Genomic DNA, 12431 nt, shown 5'->3' with positions numbered 1-12431 from the left:
ACATCAAAAATTATAATGAAAATAGAATTCAACAAAAATTAGGCTACTTATCTCCGGTTCAATACCGAATACAAGCAGCCTTATAAAAAGTGTTTTTTATTCCGTCCCATTTTCAGGGTTCAGTACCAAAGAGCTGATGCTTTTTTTAACCGTTATGATACTTGTAGAGCCATAGGACGCCTGACTTCATTAAACGAGCGATACGACCTGTGACTGTACGGTCCATCAGGAATGCGAATCCTTCTTTTTCACCGAGGGAACCCAGGAAGCCCTGCAGTTTCAGTTCCGGCATGGTTTCAGGTAATTCTTCACCGTTCCATTCTTTTTTGAGGATATCTACAATTTGTTCTGCCTGCACTTCTGCAAGCTGTGCACTTGGTGCATGAGGGAGCAGCGCACAGTCACCAACCACATAGACATTGCGATGAGTCGGAATCTGATGATATTGATTGATGCGGACGCGACTGCCTTCGCCGAATTCGACTGGCAGATTGCGGACGATTTCTACCGGCTGGATACCTGCTGTCCAGACACAAAGGTCGACATCATATGTCTCATCGTTGTTATACAGTTTTCCAGGCTCTACTTTTACGACATTAGAATGAGGAATGACTTCAACATTATGCTGATCAAACCATTTCTTGACGTAATTACTCAGTTTTTCTGGGAATGCTGGCAGGATACGTTCACCGCGGTCGAAGAGTTTGATATTCAGGTCAGAACGTGATTCTCTCAACTCACTTGCAAGTTCAATACCGCTTAATCCAGCACCCACTACGCCTACAGTGCTCCCTGAAGGAAGGTCGGCGATTGCGCTGTAAGTGTCACGCGCCTGCATGATTGACTGAATACTATATGTAAATTCATCAGCGCCCGGCACATTATGATATTTATCCTCACAGCCAAGACCGATAATCAGTTCATCGTAATCGACGTGGGTTTCGCCCATAGAGACGATCTGTTTATCCAGATCGATAGAAGTGATTTCTCCGTATGCAAAATTAAGGCGTGCATCTTTAGGAAATTCCACACGGACGTCTTTATCAGATTCAGTTCCTGCTGCCAGCGCGTAAAATTCTGTCTTTAAACCATGGAAAGGTGCGCGGTCAATCAGTGTGATTGAATATTCGTCTGGTAAGGCATCTGGAAGCAGACGCTGCATCACGCGCATATTGCCGTAGCCGCCGCCAAGTAAAACAAGATTCTTCATTTATAATCCCCTTTTCTTACATGAGTCAAAATCCTATTTTTTTATGTACGCTTAAATTATAATATATTATACGATTGAATAGTAGAAATATCTGAAAATAGAGGTGAGCCATGAATCCGATCGTCGAATTCTGTATCTCAAATCTTGCTAAAGGCGGTCAGGTTGTATTTGATGCGCTCGAAAAAGACCCTAATATTGACTGTCTGGAGTATGGATGTCTGACTTACTGCGGACAATGCAACAACGAACTTTATGCATTGGTGAACGGAGATTATGTGGCAGGGGAGAACCCGGAACAACTCCTTGCCAATATTTATAAACATATAGAAGAAACATGGATGTTTTAGGAGGTAGAAAAATGTCAATTACATTAACAGAAGCGGCTGCTTATGAAGTGAAAGATATGATGGAGAAAAACGGTATGCCGGACGGCTATTTAAAGATTTCAGTAAAAGGTGGCGGCTGTACAGGTCTGTCGTATGGTATGAGCGCAGAAGAAGCGCCAGGAGAAAATGACGAAATTTTGACATTTTATGGTGTTAAAGTACTCGTTAATCAAACAGATGCACCCATATTAAAGGGGACAATTGTCGACTTTAAACAATCACTCATGGGCGGCGGTTTTGCCATTGATAATCCGAATGCCATTGCTTCATGTGGCTGTGGCAGCTCTTTTAGAACTCGTGAAGTAGCGGGAACACCGGAAAACTGTTAGTTTTATATGTTGAATATTCCAGATTTTAATATTATTATTATAGTGGAATGATTTAAATTCAATATGTGATAAAAATCACAATAAAATAAAAATAAGATGGGTGAATATAATGGGCTTTGAAAGAAAAAAAGTTGTTGTACTTGGTGCGGGTTACGCCGGCTTACAAACAATCACAAAATTACAGAAAAAAGTTTCAGCACAGGATTGTGATATCACTTTAATCAACAAAAATGATTATCACTACGAAGCAACTTGGTTACACGAAGCATCTGCAGGTACATTAAAAACTCAAGATGTACTTTATCCGATTGCTAGCGTAGTAGACGCTTCTAAAGTTGATTTCGTAAAAGCAGAAGTGACTAAAATCAACCGTGACGAAAAAACTGTTGAAACAACTAACGGTATCTTCCATTTCGATATCTTAGTTGTAGCACTTGGTTTCGAATCAGAAACGTTCGGTATCAGCGGCATGAAAGAACATGCATTCCAAATTGAAAACGTGAATACTTCTCGCCGTATCGCAAAACACATTGAAGAACGTTTTGCTCATTACGCACAAAGCACAGACAAAGACGACAAAGATCTTGCTATCCTTGTAGGTGGTGCTGGTTTCACAGGTATCGAATTATTAGGTGAGTTAACTGACCGCGTACCTGAGCTGTGCAAAAAATATGGTGTTGACCCAGCTAAAGTTAAATTAACTTGTGTAGAAGCAGCGCCTAAAATGTTACCAATGTTTTCAGATGAACTGGTTAACTACGTTGTAGAATACCTTGAAGCTCGTGGTGTTGAGTTCAAAATTGCAACACCAATCGTTGCTGCAAATGAACATGGTTTCGTTGTGAAAAACGGCGAACAGGAAGAACAGCTTTATGCTAACACAGTCATCTGGGCTGCAGGTGTACGTGGTAGCAAATTGATGGAAGAATCATTCGAAGGCGTAAAACGTGGACGTATCGTTGTACGTGAAGATAACCGTATCGATGGTTACGATGATATCTTTGTTATCGGTGACTGCTCAGCAGTTATGGCAGGCGAAGGCGACAACAAACGCCCTTATCCGACAACTGCTCAGATCGCTATGCAGCAAGGTGAATTCACTGCTGACGCAATCGTTAAGTTACTCAACAACCAGCCGCTTGGTACATTCGTCTATAACGAAAGAGGTACAGTTGCATCTCTTGGCGCTAACGACGGCGTTGGTGTTGTAATGGGTAAAGAAATCACTGGTAAAAAAGCAGCATTCATGAAAAAAGTAATCGACACACGTGCTGTTTTCAAACTCGGTGGTACGGGCTTAGCGCTTAAAAAAGGTAAATTCTTATAAGTTCCAGTGAAACAGGACTCTTTCTAAGTGTCCTGTTTTTTTGTTTTGAGAGAAGTCTTTTAAATACCTCATTAATATTTCATGCTATAATAGGTGCAATGACTTTTTTTGTAACATGAGGAGGAAACAATGACTGCCTTAGTCCAGTTAATTATCAGTGTCGTACTATTTTTCGTATTATTCTTCGGGATTGCCTTTATATTAAACATGCTGCTTAAATCAACATGGATCATGACTGCTTTTTATCCATTTGTGGTCTTCGCTATTGTGGATAAGATTTCGACAGCAGACTACATCTTGAAACCACGTTATGCGTTCAGCCAGCTATGGCGCGGTCTGACTCATCTTTTACCAGCTGATATCATCATGCTTTCTGCAGGATTAGTAGGTGCTGTCACAGCCGGTATTGTAATCAGAAACTTACGTCGTAGCGGTTATACGATGTTCTAGGAGTGATGAATATGACTAACCCACAGGCACATATAGAGTCAGTCTATATGTGCTTTTTACCTTTTCAATATAATCAGTGGCAGCAGACAGGTATTCACTGGATTGATGAACAGATAGAGCGCGCTTATCAAAACAAGGAAAAAGAACTGGATGTCCATTGTGACAAGATGCGACTTATAGGTATTGCAGCGGGTAATCCAAAACGATACACCACTGAAGATGAACTGCTCCTGCATGACAGAATCATGGCATATCCTTCAGATATAGAGCTGACTGTTGATTTGTCGACTCTTGCTCATTATATGGATGTATCAGGATTGTACTGGACGATTAAGAACAAGTGGCCACATGCAGAAGTCTTAGGTTATCACGAAGAGCTGCCTGAACAGAAACTTGAAGCACATGAACTTAGCGAGCATGAGATGTATCAGATGTTACCCCTGACCTATTATCATCATAAAGTCAAAATCACTGAATGGCGTACAGATGAACATGCAAAACAGGTCGTGATTGTGCTGCATCCTGATTTATTTCAGTCCGTGCTGCTCGCAGCAACTGCAGATACAGTTGTCCTGACAGTAGAGTATGAAGACCAGGTGAGTGAAGAAAGACGTATCGCACGAAATGGTAAAAACGTTACCCTTCAGTCAGTGCGACTGGCCATCCTTGATGATTTGATTCATTACGGTCTGCAATATAACACTCAGCCTGTCGTGCTTGAATATTTACCTGAGGATAGTCAGAAAATCACGTTTTACGGCATGAAACGTCCGAGCAGTGCAGCGCTCCGATATCGTATGCAGAATCCTCACTATCAGCTCTTTGCATCAAAATATCGTCAGTCATCTATTCTTTCTTATGACTATTTAGCAGATTAATTTGGAGAAACATTCACTATAGCAGAAATGACACACTTACTACCCCTTAAATATCAGGTCGAACTGATCCGAGAAATAATAACAGTTGACAAAGTATAAATTTTCATTTACTTTAGTATGGTAGTACTTTACCAAGATAAAGTAAATCATAAAAGGGGTGTTAAAATGAATGCTGTTTTAATAGCAGTTATTGTGATGATTGTCCTCAGTCTCTGCAGGCTGAATGTCGTGTTGTCATTATTTATCGGTGCATTAGTAGGGGGTCTGACTGCCCATATGAGCCTTGCTGATACCATCAGCTATTTTACGGCAGGCATTGGCGATGGTGCAGAAGTGGCACTCAGTTACGCCCTTCTGGGAGGCTTTGCTGCCTTAATCTCATATAGCGGTATCACAGATTATTTCGTAGAACGCATTATCCGCATGATTAAGCAGGACAGTACAGTCAAAACGAGAGTCTGGACAAAAGTAGTGATAGTGGTCAGTTTACTGATTCTTGCATGTATGTCACAGAATATTCTACCTATCCATATCGCATTCATACCGATTGTCATTCCGCCGCTCTTAAGTTTATTCAATGAACTGAAGCTGGATAGAAGAATGATAGCTGTAGTTCTGACATTCGGACTTTGTTTTCCTTATACATTGCTGCCGTTTGGTTTCGGTCACATCTTTCACGAGATTATCAAGAAGGGGTTTGATCAGGCAAATTATGCCATCCAGTTTGATGATATCTGGAAAGCCATGCTGATTCCGTCTATGGGCTTTGTGTTCGGTTTAGTGACTGGAATTTTTCTTTACCGTAAACCACGCGATTACAGGCAGTCTGCCAGTGAAACTTTTGAAGTGAAGGAAATCAGTCGCTATACGGTCTTTGTTACTATCTTTGCCATTGTCACGACATTCATTGTTCAGCTACTGACTGAATCGATGATCTTCGGCGCATTAGCGGGAATTCTTATATTTTTCCTGTTCCGTGTCTATGACTGGAAAACCCTTGATAATGAACTCGTTTCAGGGATTAAGATTATGGCTTATATCGGTGTTGTGATGCTGACAGCGAACGGCTTCGCCAATGTGATGAATCATTCCGACCAGGTAGAATCTCTTGTGCATGGCATGGTGAATATCACGAATGGTGACAAATCGCTCAGTATTATCTTCATGCTGATTGCAGGACTCATCATCACATTGGGTATCGGTTCTTCATTTGCAACGATTCCCATTATTGCAGCGCTGTTCATTCCTTTTGGTCAGCAGATCGGGCTCAGCCCGCTCGCACTGATCAGTATTATCGGGACAGCAGGTGCACTAGGAGATGCCGGCAGTCCGGCCAGTGATTCTACACTTGGTCCGACAGCAGGACTCAATATGGACGGCCAGCATGACCACATCTGGGATACATGTGTACCGACATTTATGCTCTTTAATATCCCGCTTCTTGTTTTCGGCTATATTGCAGCCATGATACTATAGTAGATGAGGTGAGAGGATGAATTTTGAAGCATTGTTTGAACAGCAGAATATGCTTTCTCATTTTGAGATGCAGCTGGAAGAAAGACAGCCTGGTGAACTCTGTATCAGCATGCCTGTCACAGACAAAGTGAGACAGCCATTCGGCTTTCTGCACGGCGGTGCGACAGTCGCTTTATGCGAGACAGCAGCTTCTCTAGGCGCAGCTGACTTAATAGATTTGAATCAGTCGCTTGCCTTCGGACTTGAAATCAATGCGAATCATATCTCTTCAGTGAGAGAAGGACGAGTCTATGCGAAAGCGATCGTACTGCATCATGGAAAATCGACTCAAGTATGGGAAGTACGCGTGACTGCTGAGGAGCGCTTAGTATCGATAGCGCGCTGTACAATAGCTGTTAAAGATAAAAGATAAAAAAATGCGATTCACCATGATGGTGAATCGCATTTTTTGTTGTTGATATAGGTGATCAGAGAAAGTTATCAGCGATAAAAGAGGTTTATCGCCAGTAACTCCATGAAAAGGCATCAAATCTTCAAGTTATCAGCGATAAGAGAGATTTGTCACCAGTAACTCCATGAAAAGGCATCAAATCTTCAAGTTATCAGCGATAAAAGAGATTTATCGCCAGTAACTCCATGAAAAGGCACCAAATCTTCAAGTTATCAGCGATAAAAGAGATTTATCGCCAGTAACTCTTCAACTAAAAAATCCTACTCTGCATCCTTTAAGTCATCACGAACTGTTTTATCCGTATATTTGACGCCGTCATGATAAGCCGTCCGCATAAGCAGGTGTCCACCAATCGGACCAGTCATAAAGATAAACAGGACGGCCAGCAGAAGAGCAGGCTGAAAGAAATGATCTTTTGCCAGAAAGAAGAACATGACACCAATCATGATGAACATGACGCCAAGCGTTGCGGCTTTACTCGCAGCATGCGCGCGTGTATAAACATCTGGCAGGCGGAATAAACCGATAGCAGCGACTAAACTGAGTAATGAACCAATCATAATAAAAACTGCAGCTATGATGTTAAGAATCATCTCGTTCATATTCAATGATCTCTCCTTTATCCATGAATTTGGCAAACGAAACAGTTCCAAGGAATGAAAGGACAGCAAGCAGCATGATGATGCTGATATAGTACTGCGTATTCAGTATAATCGAGAAAAGTGCGACAACCGCCATAAGTGCAATGCCTATTGCATCAAGCGCTACGACACGGTCAGCCATCGATGGGCCTTTAATCGCACGATACAGAAATCCGAGTATACTGACTGATACGATGACGAGTCCAATTGCTGCGATATAATTCATCTTACACCGACCTCCTTGATAGCAGCTTCAAATGAAGTGCGTATTCCTTCTATTTCGTCCTCAAGATTTGAGAAATCTATCGCATGAATATACAGTGTCTTTTTATCGTCACTGACTGCTGTCACGACTGTGCCTGGTGTTAAGGTTATAAGGAGTGACAAAAGCGAGATTTCCCAGTCTTTCGTCAGTTCTGTCGGATAGGCGAAAAATGCAGGTTCGATATCGATTTTTTTAGCCAGTACAATTTTCAAGACATCCAGGTTAGCCTTGAACAACTCGACCAGGAATATAAACCCTAAGCGAAGTGCTTTTGCAAAAGGTCTTAAGTAAAAGCGGCCTGGCAGGAACTTACGCATGACATAAACAGCAAATAAGCCGAAAAGGTAACCAAGTACGATATTGCCGAACGAAAATGATAATGTAATCAGGCACCATAATACGGTGAGAAGTATATTGATCAATGCTTGTATAGCCATTACTTCACCTCCAGTATTTTCGTATATTCAGATGTGTCCGTCAAAGTGACTGCAGCCTGATGGAAGAGCGGGAACAGTTGGTCCGCATAGAAGCCAAAAGCAACCGCAAGCATTGTTACAAGGAAGCTGACGACCATCATTTTCATATAAGGAGGATGCTGAATAAGAGCGCCCGGTTTTCCCCAGAATACGTTGATGAAGATTCTGATGACCGAGTAGAGTACGACAAGACTACTCAGTAGTACGATAACTGCCGCTATAATGTGCTGCTCCTGGAACAGTGCTTTGACGATATAATACTTACCATAAAAACCACTGAGCGGCGGTATTCCTGCAAGCGATAGTGCTGCGATGAAGAAAGTCCAGCCGAGTAATGGATATTGTTTAATCAGTCCGCCTGTTTTATCAAACGTCGTCTGCCCCGTGATACGTATAATCACACCGACGAGCATAAAGAGCGCCGCCTTGATGATAATGTCATGGAATACGTAGTAAATCGCACCGAGCATACCGTCAACTGTTAAGAGGCTGACGCCTGTGATAATGACGCCTATCGCGATCATGATGTTATAAATAATGATTTTCTTCATATCGCGGTAAGCAAGCGCACCGATACAGCCTGATATGATAGTCAGGAGCGCCAGTACTAAAAGGATATTTCCTACTGTCTCCGTCGGGAAGAAAAGAGAGTAGGTTCTCATAATGGCGTAGACACCGACTTTAGTCAGCAGCGCACCAAATATCGTCAAAATCGCGATAGGTGGCGCATAGTAGGCGCCCGGCAACCAGAAATAAAGAGGGAACATACCCGCTTTAGTTGCAAACACAAAGATAAAGAGTATCGCACAGATCGTGATAATTGAATGATCGCCTAACTGAGCAAGCTTAACGCTGATATCAGCCATGTTCAAAGAACCGACAACCGAGTAAAGCATCGCTACAGCCAGTACAAAGAATGACGAGGAAATAACATTGACGAGAATGTATTTAATGCTTTCCTGCAACTGAATCTTTGTGCCGCCGATAATCATCAGAACATAAGAACTCATCAGGAAGACTTCAAAGAAAACAAATAAGTTGAAGATATCTCCTGTAGAGAATGCTCCATTCAATCCTGCCAGCATAAACATGAGAGAAGAATAATAGTAATAGCGTTCTCTTTCAAATGACACAGATTGATAAGAATAGACGATGATAAAAATCATCATGAGTGAAGAGGTAAATACAAATGCCGCTGACAGATAATCGACAGTAAGCGTAATGCTGTAAGGTACTGGCCAGCTGCCGAGTTCCAGAAACTGAATGCCGTGCTGCATGACATTCCAGAGGTTAAAACTGGCACAGACAAGAGTGATTAAAGCCCCGGCAAAGACCACCATTCGTTTAGTGAGCGCTTGTTTGCCTAGAAAAATCAGAATGATGGAGATAATAGCAGGGATGACGATCGGTAGTACGAGACTATTGCTCATCTGGCACACCTCGCATTTCTTCCAGATTATCTGTACCCAGTTCCTTGTAACTTCTGAACGCGAGCACGAGTATAAATGCTGTTATCGCGAAACTGATAACGATGGCCGTCAGAATGAGAGCCTGAGGAATAGGATCAACATATCGTTTAATCTCTTTACCATAGATCGGAATCGCGCCTTCTTTCAGTCCACCCATAGACAAGAGGAGCAGATTGACTGCATGGGTCAGAATAGACGTACCGATAATGACACGTAGCAGGCTTCTGGACAGAATCAGATAAACGGCCGCTGCAATTAAGATGCCGGCTAATATAATCATGACTATTTCCATTATTCGTTCTCTCCAATCGTCAGGATGATGGTCATGCAAGTACCGATAACAGCCAGCATGACGCCTAAATCAAATAGCATCGCTGTGTGCCAGTGAATCGCCCCGAATACAGGCAGATGCAGATCACCGTAATAGTGTTTAAAGAAAGGATCACCCTTTAACACAGCAATAAACGGTGTAATAAAGCAGAATGTTAACCCCCATGCGATGACAATTTTAAAGTCAATAGGGAGAAGCTGGTTCAGCGTCTTAATATCATAGGCAATTAATATCAGCAGGAGCGCCCCAGAGACAAGTAGACCGCCTACAAATCCTCCGCCGGGTGAATAATGGCCACCCAGGAAGATTGAAAGACTGAACATGATGATGATAAAGAAGATGACGAGCGTGCTGAACTGCAGAATGACATCATTTCTCTGTTTGTTCATGCGAGTCATCCTTTCTGTAACGTAATTTAATCAGTGTATAGATTCCGATGCCCGCTATACCGAGTACCGTTGATTCGAAGAGTGTATCAAAACCGCGGAAATCTACGAGTATGACATTGACCATATTTTTTCCTGCGGCGAGGTCATAGACGTGTTTAATATAGTATTCATTGATTGAAGGATAGAAGCGATGACCGTAAGAGACCAGTCCTATCACCGTAACGGCTAAACCTGTCATAATGGCGATTAGTGCATTGCTCAGTTTAAAGCGGGCAGTCTCACCGTAAAGCTTAAGTTTAGGAAGGTGATAGAAACACATCAGAAACAGGGCAGTCGAAATCGTTTCAATCGTCAACTGTGTCAATGCAAGGTCAGGTGCATTGAAGAAGACAAAGAATAATCCGATAGAATAACCGATGGTGCTCAGCATGATAATGCTGAAGATACGTGATTTTGCTTTTAATATCATCACTGTGGCAATCAGGATGATGGCCACAAGAAACATCTCATAGATACGAATATCTGCGAGCTGCCACTTGCCGAAATCAATCGGCTGAAGGACGAATGTGACAGCCGTCAGAATAATCAACGTGCAGAAAATGAGAATGACATGGAACCTGCTGCCAGATTTAATGACTTTATGATTCAGATAATAAGTAGAAGTTTCAGTTTTCTTCAAGGCTGCCTGATAAAGGTGGTTAAAAGTGACATGCTCAGGCTGAAGCTGATAGATACGCTTCCATTTAGAATAGAAGTAGACCATGGCACTACCAAGAAGAATAATCACAAGGGTCGTCAGCAGTGCAGGATTGAACCCATGCCAGTGTGCAATATGAATATGTTCAACCGGTTTATTTAAGATAGCATGACTGGCTGATTCTATTATCGGCGTCAGGATATTCGGCATAAGTCCGGTAATCACGACGATAGTCACAAGGACAAGAGGTGACAGCAGCATCATAATCGGTGCTTCATGTACTTCTTTTGGCAGGTCACGTCTCTCGCCGAAGAAGACATCTTTAATCATTTTGACTGAGTAGATGAACGTGAACAGACTGCCGATAATAATGAGTGCCAGCAGAACGAATACCATCAGAGGATTGAATAAATCCGTATAACGTGTATCGAACATGCTGGTTAAGAACATTTCTTTAGACAGGAAGCCGTTAAAAGGAGGCAGACCTGCCATACTGAGCGCACCAATGACTGCTGCTGTAAAAGTAATCGGCATCACCTGCAAGAGACCGGACAGCTTACGTAAGTCACGAGTCCCTGTTTCATGGTCGATAATACCGACAACCATGAACAGCGCGCCTTTGAATGAAGCATGGTTAAAAATGTGGAAGACACAGGCTGCGATACTGAGATAGAAAATTTCGTCATGCTGGAAATGCAGGCTGATGCCTCCTACTCCGAGCAAGGTCATCATCAGTCCGAGCTGGCTGACAGTACTGTATGCGAGAACACCTTTTAAGTCACGCTGCTTCACAGCATTGAACGATGCCCAGAAGAGTGTCACAGCACCCGCAAAAGTGACCGCATAGATCCAGAGCGATGAGACAGCAAATATAGGAGTGAAGCGAGCCACTAAATAAATCCCGGCTTTGACCATCGTCGCTGAGTGCAGGTAAGCACTGACGGGCGTCGGCGCTTCCATCGCATCTGGCAGCCAGATATGGAACGGGAACTGTGCTGATTTCGTAAAGGCCGCAAGCAGGATGCAGCACAGTGCAACCGTAAACATCGGAGAAGCAGCAATCGTTTCCCGCATTGTAAACATTTCACGGATGCTGAAAGTATGTGTAATGGCAACGAGTGACATCAAACCACCAAGAAGCATGAGACCCCCAAAGACAGTGATCAGCATTGATTTCAGCGCGCCCTGAATGGATTTTTCTTTCTGATTCCAGAAAGCGATGAGCAGAAAACTCGAAATACTGGTCAGTTCCCAGAACATATAAAGTGCGAGAACATTGTCGCTTAAGACAACACCGAGCATGGCACCCATAAAGAGCATCAGATAACAGTAGAAATGACCGAGCGCTTCTTTACGTCCGAGATAATGGATAGAATAGAAGACGACGAGTGTACCGATCACTGTGATCAGCATGGTAAATAGAAAACTGAAGCCATCAAGATTAAAGTCGAGGTTCAGTCCTACTCTCGGCATCCAGTTAAATGAACTGACGGTCTGACCTGTCAGTTTTGCGCTGATCAGTATAAGCGCAGCTGACATCGGAAACAAGAGCGCGATATAACCTGGATGGAGTCTTTTGAGATAAGAATAAATAATAGGTACGATAACGGCACCTAGAAAAGGCAGAAGAACTGCGAGCTGTAACAAATGCATATT

General features: G+C 42.7%; 16 protein-coding genes. 8 read left to right on the top strand and 8 right to left on the bottom strand.

The annotated features are described in order from the left end of the window. Positions 1–86: IS3 family transposase (locus ERX27_RS08445; protein ID WP_165983063.1), on the top strand; the 86-nt coding region annotated here is incomplete at its 5' end. A 59-nt stretch (positions 87–145) separates the two neighbouring features. Here the strand turns inward: ERX27_RS08445 and ERX27_RS08440 are convergent. Next, positions 146–1210 carry an NAD(P)/FAD-dependent oxidoreductase gene (locus ERX27_RS08440; RefSeq protein WP_133432400.1) on the bottom strand — a complete coding sequence of 355 codons (1065 nt, stop codon included), beginning with the start codon at positions 1208–1210 and terminating at the stop codon, positions 146–148. 110 nt (positions 1211–1320) lie between these two features. Here ERX27_RS08440 and ERX27_RS08435 point away from each other — a divergent pair, with 110 nt between their 5' ends. From ERX27_RS08435 to ERX27_RS08405, 7 genes are all read left to right on the top strand, one after another. After that, on the top strand, positions 1321–1557 hold the full coding sequence (locus ERX27_RS08435) for a YuzB family protein (protein ID WP_133432399.1): 237 nt from the start codon (positions 1321–1323) through the stop codon (positions 1555–1557). 11 nt (positions 1558–1568) lie between these two features. After that, on the top strand, positions 1569–1925 hold the full coding sequence (locus ERX27_RS08430; RefSeq protein ID WP_133432398.1) for a HesB/IscA family protein: 357 nt from the start codon (positions 1569–1571) through the stop codon (positions 1923–1925). A 109-nt stretch (positions 1926–2034) separates the two neighbouring features. Next, positions 2035–3252, top strand: a complete 1218-nt coding sequence (locus ERX27_RS08425; protein WP_133432397.1) for an NAD(P)/FAD-dependent oxidoreductase — start codon at positions 2035–2037, stop codon at positions 3250–3252. A gap of 129 nt (positions 3253–3381) precedes the next feature. Then, entirely contained in the window at positions 3382–3702 is a 321-nt protein-coding gene (locus ERX27_RS08420) for a YuiB family protein (RefSeq protein ID WP_133432396.1), read from the top strand. 11 nt (positions 3703–3713) lie between these two features. Beyond that, positions 3714–4580: a hypothetical protein gene (locus ERX27_RS08415; RefSeq protein ID WP_133432395.1), complete on the top strand. Its 867-nt coding sequence runs from the start codon at positions 3714–3716 to the stop codon at positions 4578–4580. A gap of 165 nt (positions 4581–4745) precedes the next feature. After that, the gene (locus ERX27_RS08410; RefSeq protein ID WP_133432394.1) at positions 4746–6056 is read left to right on the top strand and encodes a Na+/H+ antiporter family protein; all 1311 of its coding nucleotides are present in this window, start codon (positions 4746–4748) and stop codon (positions 6054–6056) included. Between the two features lie 16 nt (positions 6057–6072). Beyond that, on the top strand, positions 6073–6468 hold the full coding sequence (locus ERX27_RS08405; protein ID WP_133432393.1) for a PaaI family thioesterase: 396 nt from the start codon (positions 6073–6075) through the stop codon (positions 6466–6468). A 299-nt stretch (positions 6469–6767) separates the two neighbouring features. On the opposite strand, the gene mnhG is transcribed toward ERX27_RS08405, so the two are convergent. The 7 genes from mnhG to ERX27_RS08370 are packed head-to-tail and all read right to left on the bottom strand — an operon-like array spanning position 6768 to position 12428. Beyond that, a complete protein-coding gene (gene mnhG / locus ERX27_RS08400; protein WP_133432392.1) occupies positions 6768–7109 on the bottom strand; it encodes a monovalent cation/H(+) antiporter subunit G in 342 nt (113 codons plus the stop codon). Continuing rightward, positions 7090–7374 carry a Na(+)/H(+) antiporter subunit F1 gene (locus ERX27_RS08395; protein ID WP_133432391.1) on the bottom strand — a complete coding sequence of 95 codons (285 nt, stop codon included), beginning with the start codon at positions 7372–7374 and terminating at the stop codon, positions 7090–7092. The genes mnhG and ERX27_RS08395 overlap by 20 nt, the downstream gene beginning before the upstream one ends. Then, positions 7371–7850, bottom strand: coding sequence for a Na+/H+ antiporter subunit E (locus ERX27_RS08390; RefSeq protein WP_133432390.1), 480 nt, complete (start codon positions 7848–7850; stop codon positions 7371–7373). The genes ERX27_RS08395 and ERX27_RS08390 overlap by 4 nt, the downstream gene beginning before the upstream one ends. Beyond that, positions 7850–9319, bottom strand: a complete 1470-nt coding sequence (locus tag ERX27_RS08385) for a Na+/H+ antiporter subunit D (RefSeq protein WP_133432389.1) — start codon at positions 9317–9319, stop codon at positions 7850–7852. The genes ERX27_RS08390 and ERX27_RS08385 overlap by 1 nt, the downstream gene beginning before the upstream one ends. Further along, entirely contained in the window at positions 9309–9650 is a 342-nt protein-coding gene (locus ERX27_RS08380) for a Na(+)/H(+) antiporter subunit C (RefSeq protein ID WP_133432388.1), read from the bottom strand. Before ERX27_RS08380 ends, ERX27_RS08385 begins: the two co-directional genes overlap by 11 nt. Then, a complete protein-coding gene (locus tag ERX27_RS08375) occupies positions 9650–10078 on the bottom strand; it encodes a Na(+)/H(+) antiporter subunit B (protein WP_133432387.1) in 429 nt (142 codons plus the stop codon). The genes ERX27_RS08380 and ERX27_RS08375 overlap by 1 nt, the downstream gene beginning before the upstream one ends. Continuing rightward, positions 10059–12428, bottom strand: a complete 2370-nt coding sequence (locus ERX27_RS08370; RefSeq protein WP_133432386.1) for a Na+/H+ antiporter subunit A — start codon at positions 12426–12428, stop codon at positions 10059–10061. Before ERX27_RS08370 ends, ERX27_RS08375 begins: the two co-directional genes overlap by 20 nt. Between the last annotated feature and the right edge of the window lie 3 nt (positions 12429–12431).

Origin of the sequence: Macrococcus brunensis (assembly GCF_004359615.1) — a bacterium.
In the GTDB taxonomy this organism is placed as follows: Bacteria; Bacillota; Bacilli; order Staphylococcales; family Staphylococcaceae; genus Macrococcus; species Macrococcus brunensis.
The sequence above is the reverse complement of the archived record's forward strand: the minus strand, read 5'-3'. Positions and strand labels throughout refer to the sequence as shown.

Bases quoted from the DNA above. Each gene is read 5' to 3' on its own strand.
- ERX27_RS08440 (WP_133432400.1), bottom strand. From the start codon at position 1,210: ATGAAGAATCTTGTTTTACTTGGCGGCGGCTACGGCAATATGCGCGTG.
- ERX27_RS08435 (WP_133432399.1), top strand. From the start codon at position 1,321: ATGAATCCGATCGTCGAATTCTGTATCTCAAATCTTGCTAAAGGCGGT.
- ERX27_RS08430 (WP_133432398.1), top strand. From the start codon at position 1,569: ATGTCAATTACATTAACAGAAGCGGCTGCTTATGAAGTGAAAGATATG.
- ERX27_RS08425 (WP_133432397.1), top strand. From the start codon at position 2,035: ATGGGCTTTGAAAGAAAAAAAGTTGTTGTACTTGGTGCGGGTTACGCC.
- ERX27_RS08420 (WP_133432396.1), top strand. From the start codon at position 3,382: ATGACTGCCTTAGTCCAGTTAATTATCAGTGTCGTACTATTTTTCGTA.
- ERX27_RS08415 (WP_133432395.1), top strand. From the start codon at position 3,714: ATGACTAACCCACAGGCACATATAGAGTCAGTCTATATGTGCTTTTTA.
- ERX27_RS08410 (WP_133432394.1), top strand. From the start codon at position 4,746: ATGAATGCTGTTTTAATAGCAGTTATTGTGATGATTGTCCTCAGTCTC.
- ERX27_RS08405 (WP_133432393.1), top strand. From the start codon at position 6,073: ATGAATTTTGAAGCATTGTTTGAACAGCAGAATATGCTTTCTCATTTT.
- mnhG (WP_133432392.1), bottom strand. From the start codon at position 7,109: ATGAACGAGATGATTCTTAACATCATAGCTGCAGTTTTTATTATGATT.
- ERX27_RS08395 (WP_133432391.1), bottom strand. From the start codon at position 7,374: ATGAATTATATCGCAGCAATTGGACTCGTCATCGTATCAGTCAGTATA.
- ERX27_RS08390 (WP_133432390.1), bottom strand. From the start codon at position 7,850: ATGGCTATACAAGCATTGATCAATATACTTCTCACCGTATTATGGTGC.
- ERX27_RS08385 (WP_133432389.1), bottom strand. From the start codon at position 9,319: ATGAGCAATAGTCTCGTACTACCGATCGTCATCCCTGCTATTATCTCC.
- ERX27_RS08380 (WP_133432388.1), bottom strand. From the start codon at position 9,650: ATGGAAATAGTCATGATTATATTAGCCGGCATCTTAATTGCAGCGGCC.
- ERX27_RS08375 (WP_133432387.1), bottom strand. From the start codon at position 10,078: ATGAACAAACAGAGAAATGATGTCATTCTGCAGTTCAGCACGCTCGTC.
- ERX27_RS08370 (WP_133432386.1), bottom strand. From the start codon at position 12,428: ATGCATTTGTTACAGCTCGCAGTTCTTCTGCCTTTTCTAGGTGCCGTT.